Source organism: Xanthomonas nasturtii (assembly GCF_023337365.3).
Lineage (GTDB): Bacteria > Pseudomonadota > Gammaproteobacteria > Xanthomonadales > Xanthomonadaceae > Xanthomonas > Xanthomonas nasturtii.
The window spans coordinates 3,722,454-3,738,900 of the sequence record NZ_CP142084.2; the positions used below are offsets into that span (position 1 = coordinate 3,722,454).

Sequence of the window (16,447 nt, forward strand, 5' to 3'; positions counted from 1 at the left end):
TCCCCTATCACTTTATTGATCATCCAATGCGAGTGCTGCCGGCCGTTCAAGCCATCCACCCGCACCGTCCGGCACAAGTTCAATCAGCTCGATGCGGTCTTCGTAGACCCCGGTCACCCGGCCATCGCTCTGTCCCAGATACACACCCGGCCGCACCCGGTAGGTCACCTTGTCAGGCGCCATCACCAGCGCGATCAGGCCCGAGCCGCCGCCAATGGTCCCCACCATGTCGAGCGCGTCGAGCGGAAAGGCTTCCAACGGTTCCTTGCGCCGGTTCGGATCCGGACGTGTGCCATTGCCACCTTCGGCAGTGACCCAGGCATCGCTGAACGGGTCGCGCATCACCTGCGCGGCATATTCGAACGTCTCGAACTGCTGCATCACCGGCAACGGCTCCAGCGGCGGCGCAGGACGCGCGCGCACCTCGGCCACCCAGGCTTCCAGATTCGGCGCATCGCCCGGGGTGCTGGTCACACCGCGCGTGCACGCCGGCAATACTGCAATTAGCGCCACGCAGGACAGGATCTTGAGCAGTTTCATGGTCATTGGCCGCCCTTCTTCGCAGCGTCGGCCGCAGCCTTCTCCTGCTCGGCCATTTCCTCATCGTCCAGATAACGATAGGTCTTGACCGTGCCGGACAGCTCCAGCGCACCGCGCGGGGTGATGCCGGCCTTGGGATCCTTGGGCTTGAGGTTGATGTCGTGCATGGTCAGGATCACCACGCGCGGCAGCGATGCCACACCGCTGACGAAGGCGCCGAACTGGTGGTAGCTGCCCACCATGCGCAGGGCGATCGGCTTCTCGGCGTAGAACTCCTTGGGCGATTCCGGTCCCGGCTGGAACAGCTCGTTGGACAGGCCGCTGGACAGCGCGGTCTGCGAGATGTCGATGATCAGATCCGGCATTTCGGTCTTGCTGGGCAGCTGACGCAACATCTGCTGCAGCACCTGTTCCATCTGCGCGAGCTGCTGCTTGAGCGGCTCCAGATTCACCGCGCGCCCCTGCTGGGTCTCGAACTCGGTGCGCAGCTGCGTTTCGGTGCCTTCCAGGCCTTCGAGTTCATCGCGCTTGCCGCTGATCAACAGGAACCAGGCCAGCACCAGAATGAACAGACCAACCACCACGCAGAACACGATGCGTGCCTGCTGCGGCCAGCCGCCGATGTTGTTGAAATCCAGATCGCTGAGCTTGAAGGATTTCTTGCTCATGACGCTGCCCCCTGCTGCGGCCGATTGGCGGGCGCCGGCGCTGGCTGCGGTGCTGCCGCAGGTGCGCTCGGCGGCGTTGCAGGCGCAGCAGGCGTGGTAGCAGCCGGCGTTGCGCCCGGTGCAGCGGCACCCGGCGCAGCCGGATCCACCACCGCGGGCGCGGTGCCGTTCTTGTCGGCCTCGTTCGGATTGGCCAGCTTGACCTTCAGCGTGAATACGTATGGCAGCGTCTTGGTGTCCATCGACGAGGTGGCAGGCTGCCCGGCCTTGTCCTGGCTCTTGGCCTCGATGATCGACAGGTCCGGATTGGTCATCCAGCCCGAGCCTTCCAGGTTGCGCATGTAGGCACTGACGCGCGCATTGGATTGCGAGCGGCCTTCCAGCGTCAGGATGTCGCCATCCTGCTTGATGTTGGTCAGCGCCACGCCATCGGGAATGGTGCGCACCAGCGAATCGAACAGGTGCACCATCTGCGAGCGGTTGGCCTGCAGCTCCTCGATCACCTTCTTGCGCGCAAGCAGGCGATCCTTCTTCTTGTCGAGTTCCTTGATCTCTTCGTTCTGCGCCTTGACCTTATCGATCTCGGTGGTCAGGAACGCATTGCGCTCGGTCTGGCCGCTGATCTGCCCGTCGTAGTAGAACCAGATCAGCGCCGACAACAGCACGCCACCGAGCGCGGCGAAGCCGAGCATCGAATAGAACTCACGCTCGCGCGCCTTCCGGCGCTCGGCGCGCCAGGGCAATAGATTGATTCTTGCCATCAGTCAAAGCTCCTCAGGGCCAGGCCGGTGGCGATCATCAATGCAGGCGCATCCAGTGCCAGCGCATGGGCCTGAACCTTCGGGCCCAGCGTCATTTGCGCGAGCGGGTTGGCGACCACGGTGGTCACGCCCAGCTGCTCTTCCACCATCTCCGGCAGGCGCGAGAGCGCGGCGCAACCGCCGGCCAGCACGATGCAGTCGACGCGATTGAATTCGCTGCCCGCATAGAAGAACTGCAGCAAACGGCTGATCTGCTGCACCGTGGCTTCCTTGAACGGCTCCAGCACTTCGACCTCGTAGCTCTCCGGCAACCCGCCCTGGCGCTTGGCCAGGCCGGCTTCTTCGTAGGTCAGGCCATAGCGACGCATCACTTCGTCGGTGAGCTGCTTGCCGCCGAACACCTGTTCGCGGCTGTACAGGCTACGACCGGAACGCAGCACGCTCAGCGTGGTCATGGTGGCGCCGATATCCACCAGCGCCACCACTGCGTCAGCGGCCACCGGCAGTTCGCTGGCAACCAGGGCAAAGGCGTTTTCGACCGCGAAGGCCTCCACGTCCATCACCTTGGCGGTCAGACCACCGAGTTCCAGCGCCGACTGGCGCAGTTCCACATTCTCCGAGCGCGAGGCCGCCAGCAGCACCTGCACCATGTCCGGGCTGTTGGGCATCGGACCGAGCACCTCGAAATCGAGATTCACTTCCTCGATGGGGTACGGGATGTAATTGGTGGCTTCAAGTTCGACCTGGGCCTCCAGATCGCTGTCGTCCAGATCGGCAGGCATCGGGATCAACTTGGTGATCACCGCAGACCCTGCCACGGCCGCAGCCGCGTTCTTGGCCTTGCTGCCGGACCGGTTGATGGCGCGACGAATCGCTTCGCCCACCGCCTCCACTTCAACGATGGTCTTTTCCACGACCGCATTCGGCGGCAACGGTTCTACTGCGTAATGTTCCACGCGGAAACGGTTCCCGCTGCGCGACAGCTGCAAGAGCTTCACGGCAGTAGAACTAATGTCGACACCAATCAGTGGCGACTGACTCTTGGGTAAAAGCCCCACGGTAACTCCCCTGCCGACGGGCACTTGGACGCATGTCTGCGCCCTCGTATTAATAATCAAATTTTAACAGTTGACAAGCCCTTCACGCTCCAGGCAATGACCCGGCGACGTGACCCCAGTGCTGTCTTCTGCGATCCCCAGAGTTCGGCCCCAGCCAAACTCGGCGTCATCTATACTCTGTGACCAAGAAATCTGCAATCGGAATCTCTCTTACATGCCCCGTATTCGCCGTTGGCTGGGCTGGATCCTGGCCACGCTCGTTGTGCTCGCACTGCTTGGCGCTATTGCTGCCGGCGGCCTGTATTACGCCATTTCCTCGAAGTTGCCGGACGTGCAGTCGCTCAAGCAGGTAGAACTGCAGGAGCCGATGTACGTCTATTCCAGCGATGGCCGCCTGATGGCCGTCTATGGCGAGACCCGGCGCTACCCGATCCAGATGAAGGACGTGCCGCTGCGCCTGAAGCAGGCATTTCTGGCCACCGAGGACGCCCGCTTCTACCAGCACGGGGGCGTGGACTACAAGGGCATCGCCCGCGCGGTGTGGCTGCTGGCCAGTACCGACGCCAAGCGCGTGCCGGGCGGCTCGACCATCACCCAGCAGGTGGCGCGGCAGTTCTTCCTCAGCTCCGAGTACAGCTACACCCGCAAGCTCGCCGAGATCCTGCTGGCGCGCAAGATCGAGAGTGAGCTGAGCAAGGACGAGATCTTCGAGCTGTATCTCAACAAGAGCTTCTTCGGTAACCGCGCCTACGGCGTCGGTGCCGCCGCCGAGTACTACTACGGCAAGAAGATGAGCGAGTTGAGCCTGGACGAGATGGCCTCGCTGGCCGGCATCCCCAAGTTCCCGTCCAGCGGCAATCCGATCAGCAACCCCGAGCGCGCACGCGAACGCCGCGACTACTACGTGCTGCAGCGCATGGCCGACCTGGGCTTTGTGACCCAGGCCGAGTCCGACGCCGCCAAGGCGGTGCCGATGCATGCCAAGCCGCACGAGCCGCCGGTCGAGGTGTACGCGCCTTACGTGGCCGAGCTGGTGCGCCAGGAAATGATCGCCAAGTATGGCGGCGATGTACTCAACAAGGGCTATCACGTCACCACCACCATCGATGCCACCCTGCAGACCGGCGCCGATGCGGCCGTGGCCGAAGGTCTGCGCCTGTACGACCACCGCCATGGCTGGCACGGCGTAGAGCAGCATTTCGATGTCGCCGCCGATGCGGATGCGCCGGCACTGGCCAAGCATTTGTCGGGTGCATTTACCCAGGGCGGCCTGCGTGCGGTGATCGTGGCGCGCACCAATCCCGATGGCGGGGTGACCGTCGTGCAGAGCGACAAGACCGAGCTGACCCTGCCGGCCAGCGCCAGCCGCTGGACCAACAAGACGCCGGCCAAGTTGCTGACGCGCGGCGACCTGACCCGTATCCGCGCCGGCGAAAAGGAAGGCGAATGGATCATCGACCAGCTGCCGCGCGGCCAGGCCGCGCTGGTGTCGCTGGATGCCAACAGCGGTGCGCTGCGTGCGCTGGTCGGCGGTTTCAGCTTTGCCGGCAACAAGTTCAATCGCGCCACCCAGGCGCGGCGCCAGCCGGGCTCGAGCTTCAAGCCGTTCGTGTATGCAGCCGCCTTCGAAAAGGGCTTCAACCCGGCCTCGATCGTGCTGGATGCGCCGGTGGTCTTCCGCGACCGCCGCGGCAAGACCTGGTCGCCGCAGAACGACGGCGGCGGCTTCCGCGGCCCGATGCGCCTGCGCGAGGCGTTGGTGCAATCGCGCAACCTGGTGTCGGTGCGCTTGCTGGACGCGATCAGCGTCGATTTTGCACGTAAATACATCAGTCAGTTCGGCTTCCAGGAAGCCGAGTTGCCGCCCAACCTGTCGATGTCGCTGGGCACCGCCTCGCTGACACCACTGTCGGTGGCGCGTGGCTACGCCGTGTTCGCCAATGGCGGCTCGCGGGTGGAGACCTGGATCGTGGACGAGGTCAAGGACCGCGACGGCAATGTGGTCTTCAAGGAAGTGCCGGCGGTGGCCTGCCGTACCTGCGCCTTGCAGGGCGGCAATGTCGCGCCGGTGAGCCAGGTGGTGGATGGCTTCAACTTCGGCGCCCCCGCCCTGCCCAAATCGATCGAACCGACCACCGCGACGCCGGCCACGCCGGCGGAGACCGCCCCGGTAGCCACTGCCGAAACCAAGATCGCACCGCGCGCCATCGACGAACGCACCGCCTACCAGCTGGTGTCGATGATGCGCGACGTGGTCCAGCGCGGCACCGGTACCGCGGCCAAGGTGCTCGGCCGCGAGGACGTCGGCGGCAAGACCGGCTCCACCAACGACCACCGCGATGCCTGGTTCTCCGGCTTCGGCGGCCCCTACGCCACTACCGTATGGGTGGGCCGCGACGATTTCCGCTCGCTCGGCTATCGCGAGTACGGCGGCAAGGCGGCGCTGCCGATCTGGATCGACTACATGCGCGTGGCGCTCAAGGACAAGCCGATCGCCGCCAACGACCCGCCCGATGGCATGACCCAGGCCACCATCAACGGCGCGGTCGAATGGGTCAAGAACGAAGATCTGGACCGCTTGCAGGATTACGACTACGGCCTGCAGGAACAGCAGGACGAAAAGGCCTTCGATATTTTCTGACGGCAGGGAATCGGAATTGGGGAATCGTGACGGCGCGGCTGTTCGGTTCCCCTTTTTTCTGGGGTGTGTGATGGCGCACGGCACGCATGATCGACGTAGCGCTCGCGCTCGATCGCGCTTCAGGACGGCGCGCTGGATTCGCCATGTCTTCATGCAGCTGTTGTAGAGTCGAGCTCAGGTTCATAGGGGAGCCCGGTCATGCATCACGCACGCGAGCACGCCGATACACGAACCCGCGAACGTCGCCATCGCCTGGCGCACGAAGCCGCACGCCTGATGGCCGAGGGCGGCATCCGCGATTTTCATCAAGCCAAGCTCAAGGCGGCCAGCCGGCTCGGCATTCATGACGACGCCTCATTGCCGCGCAACCGCGAGATCGAAGACGCGTTGCGCGAATACCAACGCCTGTTCGCCGGACCTGCACACGGCGTGCGTGTACGCCAACGTCGCGAAGCCGCGCTGCGGGCGCTGGAATTTCTCCGCCCGTTCCAGCCGCGACTGACCGGCCCGGTGCTGGATGGCACCGCCGATGCCAACGCGCCGGTGCAGTTGCAGCTGCACAGCGACGATGCCGATGCAGTGCAGCGCTTTCTGGAAGAACACCGCATTCCGGCCGAGTCGCGCACGCGCCGCCTGCGCCTGGATCGCGAGCGCACCGGCGAGTTTCCAGTGTGGCTGTTCAGCGCGGAAGAGCTGACCTTCGACCTGACCGTGCTGCCATACGACGCACTGCGGCAGGCGCCATTGTCGCAACTGGACGAAAAACCGATGCCACGCGCATCGGCCGCGCAGCTGCGTCAGCTGTTGGCCGACGAGGACGGCCCCGACGTCTTGCAGCTACCACGCTGAGCCGCGGTCATTGCGGCGCCGAGCCTGCGAATGCGGCAAGCTGGAGACGCGCTCTTCGATGCGAGGATGTCGCGACGAGAGCGATCGTTTGTAGGGGCGTAAGCGCCACTGCACCCATCCGACGCGATGAGCGCCGCCGACACCGACACCGACACCGACACCGCGGCAGTATCGCGCTTGGCTTGCAGACCGACCGCAACCTGCAGCCATCCAAAAGCAAACGCCCCGCAATGCGGGGCGTTCGTTCAAGCAGACAACCGCAAAGGCTTAGCGGTGGCCGGCGTCGGTGTAGTCGCGCTTGTCGTAGCCGGTGTAGATCTGGCGCGGACGGCCGATCTTCATTTCCGGGTCGACCTGCTGCTCCAGCCAATGCGACACCCAGCCGGCGGTGCGTGCAATGGCAAACATCACGGTGAACATTTCCACCGGGATATTCAGCGCCTTGTAGATCAGGCCCGAATAGAAGTCGACGTTCGGGTACAGCTTGCGCTGCACGAAGTAGTCGTCCTTCAGCGCGGCTTCTTCCAGCTTCAGCGCCACTTCCAGCAACGGGTCGTTGACGCCCAGCTCGCCCAGCACCTTGTGGGTCATCTCGCGGATGATCTTGGCGCGCGGGTCGAAGTTCTTGTAGACGCGGTGACCGAAGCCCATCAGACGGAACGAGGAGTTCTTGTCCTTGGCCTTGGCCACGGCCGACTCGACGTTATCGGCGGTGCCGATCTCTTCGAGCATCTTCAGCACGGCTTCGTTGGCGCCGCCGTGTGCCGGGCCCCACAGTGCGGTGATGCCCGCTGCGACCGAGGCGTACGGGTTGGCACCGGTCGAACCGACCAGGCGCACCGTCGAGGTGGAGGCGTTCTGTTCGTGGTCGGCGTGCAGGATAAACAGCAGATCCAACGCCTTGGCAACGACCGGGTTGATCTCCAGCGGCTCGCTCGGCACTTCGAACATCATGTGCAGGAAGCGGTCGACGTAGTTCAGGTTGTTGCGCGGGTAGCGGATCGGCCAGCCGATCGAATAGCGGTACGCGGCAGCCGCCAGGGTGGGCACCTTGGCGATCAGACGGATGGCGGCCTGACGGCGCTGTTCCGGATCGTTGAGGTCCAGGGTGTCGTGGTAGAACGCCGACAGCGAGGCGACCGAGCCGGCCAGCATGGCCATCGGGTGCGCGTCGTGACGGAACCCACCGAGAAAGTTCTTCAGCGACTCGTGCATCATCGTGTGATGCGTCACTTCGTGGTCGAACTTCTTGAATTCGTCCGCCGTCGGCAGTTCGCCGTTCATCAGCAGGTACGACACTTCCAGGAAGCTGGACTTCTCGGCGAGCTGTTCGATCGGGTAGCCGCGATACAACAACACGCCGTTGTCGCCATCGATGTAGGTGATGGCCGACTTGCAGCTGGCGGTGGCGGTAAAGCCCGAGTCGTAGGTGAACAGACCGGTTTCTTTGGTCAGCTTTGAGATATCGACGCAATCGTTACCCAACGTGGGCTTGAGAACCGGCAGAACGACCGACTTGTCGCCGGCGTTGAGCGTGACCTGATCAAGATCGGACACTGTGTACGCTCCTTCAGTGGAAGGCGCCTGATCCCACATGGGCAGGCACGTGATGGAAGTCCAAGGCGTCGCCTCGGATCACGTCATTATCGCACAGCAGCATTTTGGCCGTCGCTTGGACAGAAGTCGTAGATGCATTGGCCAGGGACACGCACATGAAACGCGGGCGACCTAAAAAACAACGGCCGCGCAGTGCGCGGCCGTTGCCGGTACAGCCCGTCCTGCAAGTTCAGCGCGCGTAGCGCTTCTGGAACTTGTCGATACGGCCGCCGGTGTCGATCACCTTGTGCTTGCCGGTATAGAACGGGTGCGACGCCGAAGAAATTTCCACCTTGATCAGCGGATATTCCTGGCCGTCGTCCCACTTCACGGTCTCTTTCGAGCCCATGGTGGAACGGGTCAGGATCTTGAAGTCGGACGTCACGTCGTGAAAGACGACGTCTTTGTAAGTGGGATGCACGTTATCTTTCATGGACTTGGCGCCGGGCTGCCTGGATAAGCCGAGCATTATAGCGGCCTCCGTTCGCCCGGCGCAAGGTTGCCCTAGCCAGCGGCCAGGGCGGCCCCGACCAGGCCATAGAACTGCGGGCGGTCGTACGCCAGCAGCAGGTTGGCGTTGTCGGGCGCCCCACCCTGCCGGTTCCAGTCCACCAGGGTCATGCCACGGGTATGCGTGCCGGACAGCTCGATGTGGACCGGGCGCTGCTCCAGCCGCTGCGCGCCTTCCGGGTGCAGGGCGAAGGCCATCGCCAGCGCGTCGGCGGCATACCAGTACTCGCCGCGGCTGTCTTCGGACCACAACCGGGTCTTGCGCGAGATTTCCTCGTAGAAGCGGGCGCGGGGGGTGTCGGCGGCCAGCCACTGTTCCACGTCCCGGTGCAACAGGCCATGCGCGATGGTGGCCTCCCAGTCGGCGACGTCGAACTGCGGGAAGCCGCGGAACACGATGTGCGCGGCCTCCGGGTCGAAGCCGATGTTGAATTCGGCCGCCGCGGTGATATTGCCGTGCCCGGTCAGCGCGCCGCCCATCACCACCAGCCGTGCCACGCGCTGCGGCAGGGTCGGGTCCAGGGTGAGCGCCAGCGCAAGATTGGTCAGCGGGCCCAGTGCGACCAGCAGCAGCTCGCCGGCGTGCTCGTGCGACAGCCGCAGGATGGCGAGCGCGGCGTGTTCGGCCTCGGCAGTACGCTTGGCCGGTGCCAGACCCACATCGCCGAAGCCGTCGATCCCGTGCACGTGCGCTGCATCCACCGAAGGGTGCAGCAGCGGCTGCGGGCAGCCGGCGTAGACCGGTACATCGGAGCGGCCGGCGATCTCGCACACCTTCAAGGCGTTGCGCACGGTGTGCTCCAGGCCGACGTTACCAGCGGCGATGGTCAGCCCGACCACCTCGTGGCGGGTGTCGTTGAAGGCCATCAGCAGCGCCAGCGCGTCATCCACGCCGGGGTCGGTGTCGATCAGCAGCGGTATCTTTTTGGTCATGGGATTGGAGATCGGGCATTCGGGATTCGTTGCGGCATCTTCGCAAGGATCGGCGAGCCGCGCGAATTCCGGGAACGTCCAGGTCGCAGCAACCCCGCTTTGACGAATCCCCAATCCCGACTCCCCACTCCCCGCCGCTCAAGCGGCCGCATACCGCACCGCGCCACCGATCCAGCGGGCGACGACGCGATCGGCGATTTCCGGCGCTTCGGCCAGCAGCCGTTCGGCCAGCACCTGCACGCGCGGTAGCAAGCCGGCGTCACGCGCCAGATCGGCGATGCGGAAACTGGCAAGGCCAGTCTGCCGTGTGCCCAGCAGTTCGCCGGGGCCGCGCAATTCCAGGTCCTTTTCCGCGATCACGAAGCCGTCGTTGGTCTGGCGCATGGTTTCCAGACGCTGGCGCGCCATCATCGACAGCGGGCCCTGGTACAGCAGCACGCAACTGGACGCGGCCGCGCCGCGCCCGACCCGGCCGCGCAGCTGGTGCAACTGGGCCAGGCCCAGGCGTTCGGCATTTTCGATGATCATCAGCGAGGCATTGGGCACGTCCACGCCGACTTCGATCACGGTGGTGGCAACCAGCAGATCGCTGCGGCCCTGCTTGAAATCGAGCATGGCCTTTTGTTTTTCGGCCGGCTTCATGCGGCCATGCACGAGTGCGACGCGCACGCCGGGCAGCTGCGCCGACAAGGCTTCGAAGGTGACTTCGGCGGCCTGCGCTTCGATACGTGGTGGCCCGTTTGGCGCACCCTTGCCGGGTTCCTCGCTTTCTTCGATCAGCGTGCATACCCAGTACGCCTGGCGTCCTTCGGCGCAGGCGGCGCGGATGCGCTCGACCAGATCGGGGCGGCGTTCTGCGCTCAGCACGATGGTCTGCACCGGCGTGCGGCCGGGCGGCAGTTCGTCGATGGCTGACACGTCCAGATCCGCATAGGTGGACATCGCCAGCGTGCGCGGGATCGGCGTGGCGGTCATCACCAACTGATGCGGCACGCTGCCCGCCGCCGCGCCCTTGTCGCGCAGTGCCAGGCGCTGGTGCACGCCGAAGCGGTGCTGTTCGTCGATGATGGCCAACGCCAGATCGTGGAAGACCACCGCTTCCTGCATCAGTGCGTGCGTGCCCACCACCACCTGTGCCTGGCCGGAGGCGACCTCGGCCATCGCCGCAGCGCGCGCCTTGCCGGTGACCTTGCCGGCCAGCCAGACGATGCGCACGCCCAGCGGCTCCAGCCAGCCACGCAGATTGGTGAGGTGCTGCTCGGCCAGCAGTTCGGTGGGTGCGGCGAGTGCGACCTGTTTGCCCTGCTCCACCGCCAGCATCGCCGCCAGCGCAGCGACCACGGTCTTGCCGCTGCCGACATCGCCTTGCACCAGCCGCAGCATCGGCGAGGGCTGCGCCAGGTCGTGTGCGATCTGCTCGAACACGCGTTGTTGCGCGCCGGTGAGCTGGAACGGCAAGGCGCTGCGCAATTGCTGCACCAACGTGCCGTTGCCGGGCAACACCGGCGCATGAAACCGCTGCAGCGCGATGCGCTGGCGGCGCAGGCTGAGTTGATGCGCCAGCAGTTCTTCGATGGCCAGGCGCTGCTGGGCCGGATGCCCGCCGGCGAGCAACTGCTGCGGGTCGGTATTCACCGGCGGGCGATGCATGGTCAGCAATGCCTCGCGCAGCGATGGCAGTTGCTCGTCCTGCAGCCAGTGCGGCGGCAGCAATTCCAGCGCGGCCTCCGGCGGCAACCGCTCCAGCGCCTGGCCGATGAGCTTGCGCAGCGTGGCCGGCCCAACGCCCTCCAATACCGGATAGACCGGGTCCAGGCTGTCGCCCAGCCCGGCGTCTTCGTCCGGCGCGAGCACGCGGTAGCTGGGGTGCACGATCTCCCAGCCGTGCTGGCCGGGCTTGGGCGTGCCGAACACGCGCACGCGCGTGCCGACGGCAAACTGCGCCACCTGCGCGGCGCGAAAGTGGAAGAAGCGCAGCACCACCGTGCCATGCGATTGGTCCGAGACCGCTACGCGCAGCACCGGCCGGAAGCGGAAGCCACGCTCCACCGCATCGACGCGCCCTTCGATCTGCGCCGGCACGCCGCCTTGCAACTGCGCGATGGTGGTCAGCCGCGTACGGTCTTCATAGCGCAGCGGCAGATGCAGCCACAGGTCCTGCACGCTCAGGATGCCGCGCGCGGCGAATTTGTCGGCCACCTTCGGGCCGACCCCGGGCAGGCTGGACAGCGGTGCCTGGCCGGCGGCGGCCAGGGCCGGGGTGACGGGACGCGCGCGCGGCACGACGGATCGAATCGGCTCAGTTGGGCACGATCACTCGATCACCATTACCGCATCGACTTCAAACCCGGCGCCCTTGGGCAGGCCGGACACTTCGATGGTGGAACGCGCGGGGAACGGGGCCTTGAAATACTCCTGCATCACCGCGTTGACGGCAGCGAACTGGCCAAGGTCGGTGAGGTACAGGCCAAGACGCACGATCTTGTCGAGCGAGCCGCCAGCCGCTTCGGCCACCGCCTTGAGGTTGTCGAACGCGCGACGCGCCTGCGCGCCAATGTCGCCCGGCACGATCTCGCCGGTAGCCGGGTCCAGCGGAATCTGACCGGAGAAATACACCGTGTTGCCGGCACGCACGGCCTGCGAATACGGGCCGATGGCGGCAGGCGCCTGGTCGGTATGGATGATCTGGGACATGGCGACTCCGTCAACACTGAAAACGAACGCGCATTGTATCGGCGCATGCGGTTGACGAGCGAATGGGGGATGGCTGCGCGCGGGCGGTAGCTGGCGGACTAGCGGCGCGCTGCTCGGTGCAATGGGCGTCTTGCCGTGGTAGTGGTTGCGGCTGGCTTTCGCTTGCGCGCCATGGCTTCAGTGAGGCTGCAGGTGTGCGCTGCTGGACGCTTGTGACGTCGTGCGTGAGGCTGCGCACGTACCCTCATCCGCCCCTTCGGGGCACCTTCTCCCCCATGAAGGGGGGACAATGTCCCGATGGGAGAAGGGAGGCGCGCCTTCTCCCGTGAGAGGGCCAGGACTAGGTAATCGGCGCCGGATTGAACAAAGCCAGATCGTTGTGCAGGCGGTGGTGTTCGGTCCAGGTGCGCTGGCCGCTGGCCACATCCAGATAGCGTTGGAACACCTCCCAACCCAGCTGCTCCAGCGTCTTGTCACCGGTGGCTACGCTGCCGGCATCGATGTCCATCAGGTCGGACCAGCGTTGCGCCAGTTCGCTGCGGGTGGCGACCTTGATCACCGGGACCATGCCCAGGCCGTAAGGCGTGCCGCGCCCGGTGGTGAACACATGCAGGTTCATGCCGGCCGCCACCTGCAGGGTGCCGCAGACAAAGTCGCTGGCCGGGTGGCGCAATACTGCAGGCCGTGTCCTTTGACCCGCTCGCCCTACGCGCCCGACGAAGCGCGCTATTTCTATGACCTGCTGGCGCAGCTGTTCGGCGCACGTGGCATCGCACCGCGCTCGGTGCAATACGTCAGCCAGATCCATCCGGTGCCGGCGCTGGTGCGCGCCGGCATGGGCATGGCACTCGTGCCAGAAGGCGCCAGCGGCTTGCGCTACGCCGGCATCGTCTACCTGCCGCTGCGCGATGAAACCCCTGCCACGCCGGTGGAGCTGCACCTGGTGTGGAAGCAGGACAACGACAACCCCGCGCTGCGTCGTTTGGTCGCCTGAGGGCCAGCATCAAGCCGTGCGCCCGCATCCGCTGCGGCATGCCCGCCACACCTTCCGAAGCGGCGAGCATCCGCACTCTGCTGGCAGCAACGGGCGTGTGGGAGCCGCGCCTCTGCGGCGTTCCTACTGCCGCCCTACGCTCTGCACCACGTGCAGGCGGCGCAGCCGGCGCATCACTTCAGCCAGATGGCGGCGGTCGCGCACCTGGATGTTGAAACGCAAGACGGCCGCATTGAAATCGCGGTCCAGGTAGTCCACGCGTTCGATATTGGATTTGCTTTGCGCGATCGCCGCAGCCAGCTGCGCCAGCACGCCGGTGCGGTTTTCCACTTCCACCACCAGCGCGGTGTCGTAATCGCCGGTGACGTTGGAGTCCCAATCGATCGGCACCCAGCGCTCGGGCGATTTGCGCAGCTCGGCCAGGTTCGGGCAGTCCAGGCGGTGCACCACGATGCCTTTGCCGGCGGTGTGGTAGCCCATGATTTCGTCGCCGGGAATCGGCTGACAACAGTTGGCGAAACTGATCACGCCGCGTTCGCTGCCGTCGATCAGGATCTTTTCGTGCGAGTGCTTGGAATGGCCGCCACCACGCAATTCAGCGTAGGCCATCAACGCCTGCGCGGCCTGATTGGGCATCCAGTTGCCCAGCGCCACATCGGCCAGCAGCGCTTCCAGACGCGGATAGCGGTGCTCGTTGAGGAAAGCGTCCAGGCGTCCCTTGGGCAGCCGCTCCAGCGAGGAATCCATCGCTTCCAGCGCGCGATCGAGCATGCGATGGCCCAGCTGCACGGCATCTTCGTGCTCGAGCTGCTTGAGCTGGTGGCGGATCGCGGTGCGCGCCTTGCTGCTGACCACAAATTCCAGCCACTGCGGCTTGGGCGTGGCCGAGCGCGCGGTGATGATTTCCACCGCCTGCCCACTGACCAGCTTGGTGCGCAGCGGCACCAGCTTCTTGTCCACACGCGAAGCCACCGCGCGGTTACCCACGTCGGTATGCACCGCGTAGGCAAAATCCAGCGCAGTGGAATTGCGCGGCAGCGCCAGAATCTTGCCCTTGGGCGTGAACAGATAGACCTCGTCCGGGAACAGGTCGACCTTGACGTTGTCCAGAAACTCCAGCGACGAGCCGGCGGCGCGCTGCGAGTCGATCAACCCCACGATCCAGTCGTGCGCGCGGCTCTGCGCACTGTTGGGCGAGGTTGAGCCCGCCTTGTAAGTCCAATGTGCGGCCACGCCGCGTTCGGCGATCAGGTCCATTTCTTCGGTGCGTATCTGCACTTCGATCGGCGAGCCGTAGGGGCCGAACAACACCGTGTGCAACGACTGGTAGCCGTTGGCCTTCGGGATCGCGATGAAATCGCGGAAGCGCCCATCCAGCGGCTTGAAGCTGGCATGCACCGCACCGAGGGCGTGGTAGCAATCGGCCACCGAACGCACCACCAGGCGGAAGCCGAACACATCCATCACCTGGTCGAAGGATTTGTTCTCTTCGTGCATCTTGGAATAGATGCTCCAGGGCGTCTTGATGCGGCTGACCAGACGATGTTCCAGCCCTTCCTTGGCCAGGCGCTGGCTCAGCTGTACTTCCACCTGCGCCATCGATTCGCGCCGCACCACCGGCTGGCTGCGGATGTGTTTCTCGAGGATGGCGTGGCGCCACGGGTACAACGCACGGAAGCCCAGATTCTGCAGCTCGGACTTGATCAGGCTCATGCCCAGGCGCTGGGCGATGGGTGCGTAGATCTCCAGCGTCTCGCGTGCGATACGGCCACGCGCTTCGGTGCTCTGCGCGCCGAGCGTGCGCATGTTGTGCAGGCGGTCGGCCAGCTTGATCATGATCACGCGCAGGTCGCGCGACATCGCCAGCAGCATCTTACGGAAACTTTCCGCCGCCGCTTCCTGGCGGTCGCGGAACTTGAGCTTGTCCAGCTTGGTCACGCCATCGACCAGCTCGGCCACCGCTTCGCCGAATTCGGACGCCAGCTCTTCGCGCGTCAGCGGGGTGTCTTCGATGGTGTCGTGCAGGATCGCGGCGATCAGCGATTCCATGTCCAGGCCCAGCTCGGCAAGCACGCCGGCCACGGCCACCGGATGGGTGATGTAGGGCTCGCCGGACTTGCGGGTCTGGCCGGCATGCGCCATGGCGCCCACTTCCCAGGCACGGCGCAAGATCGGCAGCTGCTCCTTGGGCAGGTAGCTGGCAGCGCGTTCGAGGTGCAGGACGTAGTCGGGGATGGCCTGGTCGGAAGACGGAGACGTCACGACGGTCGCCTGGGCAGTGGGGCCTGGGTTCATGCGCGAAGACTATGCCAGTGGCCGGTTTGCGGCAACGCGGCATGCGTGCCCGGCAGGCCGGCGGCCTTTCATCGGGCACAGCGCTCCCCCTCACGCCGGACGCAACGGCCACTCTGAACGCCCCTGCAATTTTGCCCAGCGTGGCGGCATTTGCCCGAATTGATACACTCGGGCCCGCATCGCTCCTGGGATTCGCCCATGCACGCTACGCCCGACCTGCTGATCTTCGACTGCGACGGCGTGCTGGTCGACAGCGAGCCGTTGGCTTGCGCGGTTCTGGCCCAGGCACTGCAACAACACGGCGTGGACATCGACATCGGCGGCGTCCAGCAGCACTTTCTCGGGCGCAGCCTGGGCAGCGTGCGCGCGCATGTGCAGACGCTGGGTCGCACGCTGCCGGACACCTTCGAGCGCGACCTCACTGCCGCGTTACTGGCCCGCGTAGGCACAGAATTGCAGCCGATGCCGGGCGTGGCCGCGCTGCTGGACACAGTGCAGACACCACGGTGTGTTGCCTCCTCCAGCCATCTGGAGCGGGTGCGCCTGTGCCTGCAGGTCACCGGCCTGGCGGGTCATTTCCGCGCGCATATCTACACCGCCGAGCTGGTCGCCCGTGGCAAGCCCGCGCCGGACCTGTTCCTGCTCGCCGCCGCACGCATGCACGCGGCCCCTGCCTCCTGCCTGGTGATCGAAGACAGCCCGAGCGGCGTGCAGGCCGCATGCGCGGCCGGGATGCAGGTCTGGGGATTCACCGGCGGCGGTCATCACCGCGCCACTGCTGCCGCCGCTGCGCTGCTCGCTGCCGCAGGCGCATCGCAGGTGTTTGCAGACATGCCGGCCGTGGCCGCCGCACTTGGCGCCATCGGCACCAAGCGCCTGGGCACTACGTTAGGCTGAGACTTCCACGC

General features: G+C 65.4%; 15 protein-coding genes. 4 read left to right on the forward strand and 11 right to left on the reverse strand.

Annotated elements, in window-relative coordinates; translation table 11 throughout:
- Positions 1-12: 12 nt before the first annotated feature.
- Genes M3O59_RS16165 through M3O59_RS16180 form a run of 4 tightly spaced genes read right to left on the reverse strand, consistent with a single transcriptional unit; the run spans position 13 to position 3,027 of the window.
- A complete protein-coding gene (locus tag M3O59_RS16165) occupies positions 13-546 on the reverse strand; it encodes a pilus assembly protein PilP (RefSeq protein WP_047695636.1) in 534 nt (177 codons plus the stop codon).
- On the reverse strand, positions 543-1,208 hold the full coding sequence (locus tag M3O59_RS16170) for a type IV pilus inner membrane component PilO (protein ID WP_006451354.1): 666 nt from the start codon (positions 1,206-1,208) through the stop codon (positions 543-545). The genes M3O59_RS16165 and M3O59_RS16170 overlap by 4 nt, the downstream gene beginning before the upstream one ends.
- Positions 1,205-1,969: a PilN domain-containing protein gene (locus M3O59_RS16175; RefSeq protein ID WP_064629447.1), complete on the reverse strand. Its 765-nt coding sequence runs from the start codon at positions 1,967-1,969 to the stop codon at positions 1,205-1,207. The genes M3O59_RS16170 and M3O59_RS16175 overlap by 4 nt, the downstream gene beginning before the upstream one ends.
- Entirely contained in the window at positions 1,969-3,027 is a 1,059-nt protein-coding gene (locus M3O59_RS16180) for a pilus assembly protein PilM (protein WP_064629449.1), read from the reverse strand. Before M3O59_RS16180 ends, M3O59_RS16175 begins: the two co-directional genes overlap by 1 nt.
- 214 nt (positions 3,028-3,241) lie before the next feature.
- Here M3O59_RS16180 and M3O59_RS16185 point away from each other — a divergent pair, with 214 nt between their 5' ends.
- Both M3O59_RS16185 and M3O59_RS16190 read left to right on the forward strand, forming a co-directional pair.
- Complete coding sequence (locus tag M3O59_RS16185) at positions 3,242-5,668, forward strand: penicillin-binding protein 1A (RefSeq protein WP_283161265.1); 2,427 nt, start codon at positions 3,242-3,244, stop codon at positions 5,666-5,668.
- A 198-nt stretch (positions 5,669-5,866) separates the two neighbouring features.
- The gene (locus M3O59_RS16190) at positions 5,867-6,517 is read left to right on the forward strand and encodes a hypothetical protein (protein ID WP_064629454.1); all 651 of its coding nucleotides are present in this window, start codon (positions 5,867-5,869) and stop codon (positions 6,515-6,517) included.
- Positions 6,518-6,784: 267 nt separating this feature from the next.
- Here the strand turns inward: M3O59_RS16190 and M3O59_RS16195 are convergent, their stop codons facing one another.
- The 6 genes from M3O59_RS16195 to M3O59_RS16220 all read right to left on the reverse strand — a co-directional run bounded on the left by M3O59_RS16195 (position 6,785) and on the right by M3O59_RS16220 (position 12,923).
- Positions 6,785-8,074 carry a citrate synthase gene (locus M3O59_RS16195; RefSeq protein WP_116905238.1) on the reverse strand — a complete coding sequence of 430 codons (1,290 nt, stop codon included), beginning with the start codon at positions 8,072-8,074 and terminating at the stop codon, positions 6,785-6,787.
- A gap of 229 nt (positions 8,075-8,303) precedes the next feature.
- Positions 8,304-8,546, reverse strand: coding sequence for a type B 50S ribosomal protein L31 (locus tag M3O59_RS16200; RefSeq protein WP_116905239.1), 243 nt, complete (start codon positions 8,544-8,546; stop codon positions 8,304-8,306).
- A 71-nt stretch (positions 8,547-8,617) separates the two neighbouring features.
- Positions 8,618-9,556, reverse strand: a complete 939-nt coding sequence (locus M3O59_RS16205; protein WP_064629457.1) for a nucleoside hydrolase — start codon at positions 9,554-9,556, stop codon at positions 8,618-8,620.
- Positions 9,557-9,694: 138 nt separating this feature from the next.
- Positions 9,695-11,839, reverse strand: coding sequence for an ATP-dependent DNA helicase RecG (gene recG / locus M3O59_RS16210; RefSeq protein WP_064629459.1), 2,145 nt, complete (start codon positions 11,837-11,839; stop codon positions 9,695-9,697).
- A 30-nt stretch (positions 11,840-11,869) separates the two neighbouring features.
- Complete coding sequence (locus tag M3O59_RS16215; protein WP_064629461.1) at positions 11,870-12,250, reverse strand: RidA family protein; 381 nt, start codon at positions 12,248-12,250, stop codon at positions 11,870-11,872.
- Positions 12,251-12,590: 340 nt separating this feature from the next.
- Positions 12,591-12,923: a UxaA family hydrolase gene (locus tag M3O59_RS16220; RefSeq protein WP_249045127.1), complete on the reverse strand. Its 333-nt coding sequence runs from the start codon at positions 12,921-12,923 to the stop codon at positions 12,591-12,593.
- 18 nt (positions 12,924-12,941) lie between these two features.
- Between M3O59_RS16220 and M3O59_RS16225 the strand changes: the two genes are divergently transcribed.
- Positions 12,942-13,244: a LysR substrate-binding domain-containing protein gene (locus M3O59_RS16225; RefSeq protein ID WP_064634277.1), complete on the forward strand. Its 303-nt coding sequence runs from the start codon at positions 12,942-12,944 to the stop codon at positions 13,242-13,244.
- Between the two features lie 123 nt (positions 13,245-13,367).
- Here M3O59_RS16225 and M3O59_RS16230 read toward each other — a convergent pair whose 3' ends face one another.
- Positions 13,368-15,539 (reverse strand): RelA/SpoT family protein, encoded by a 2,172-nt coding sequence (locus tag M3O59_RS16230; protein ID WP_064634278.1) that lies wholly within the window; start codon positions 15,537-15,539, stop codon positions 13,368-13,370.
- A 198-nt stretch (positions 15,540-15,737) separates the two neighbouring features.
- Between M3O59_RS16230 and M3O59_RS16235 the strand changes: the two genes are divergently transcribed.
- On the forward strand, positions 15,738-16,436 hold the full coding sequence (locus M3O59_RS16235) for an HAD family hydrolase (protein WP_116905240.1): 699 nt from the start codon (positions 15,738-15,740) through the stop codon (positions 16,434-16,436).
- Positions 16,437-16,447 lie beyond the last annotated feature (11 nt).

Excerpts from the sequence above, each read along its gene's own strand:
- M3O59_RS16165 (WP_047695636.1), bottom strand. The coding sequence starts at position 546 with ATGACCATGAAACTGCTCAAGATCCTGTCCTGCGTGGCGCTAATTGCA.
- M3O59_RS16170 (WP_006451354.1), bottom strand. The coding sequence starts at position 1,208 with ATGAGCAAGAAATCCTTCAAGCTCAGCGATCTGGATTTCAACAACATC.
- M3O59_RS16175 (WP_064629447.1), bottom strand. The coding sequence starts at position 1,969 with ATGGCAAGAATCAATCTATTGCCCTGGCGCGCCGAGCGCCGGAAGGCG.
- M3O59_RS16185 (WP_283161265.1), top strand. The coding sequence starts at position 3,242 with ATGCCCCGTATTCGCCGTTGGCTGGGCTGGATCCTGGCCACGCTCGTT.
- M3O59_RS16190 (WP_064629454.1), top strand. The coding sequence starts at position 5,867 with ATGCATCACGCACGCGAGCACGCCGATACACGAACCCGCGAACGTCGC.
- M3O59_RS16200 (WP_116905239.1), bottom strand. The coding sequence starts at position 8,546 with ATGAAAGATAACGTGCATCCCACTTACAAAGACGTCGTCTTTCACGAC.
- M3O59_RS16205 (WP_064629457.1), bottom strand. The coding sequence starts at position 9,556 with ATGACCAAAAAGATACCGCTGCTGATCGACACCGACCCCGGCGTGGAT.
- M3O59_RS16215 (WP_064629461.1), bottom strand. The coding sequence starts at position 12,250 with ATGTCCCAGATCATCCATACCGACCAGGCGCCTGCCGCCATCGGCCCG.
- M3O59_RS16230 (WP_064634278.1), bottom strand. The coding sequence starts at position 15,539 with ATGAACCCAGGCCCCACTGCCCAGGCGACCGTCGTGACGTCTCCGTCT.
- M3O59_RS16235 (WP_116905240.1), top strand. The coding sequence starts at position 15,738 with ATGCACGCTACGCCCGACCTGCTGATCTTCGACTGCGACGGCGTGCTG.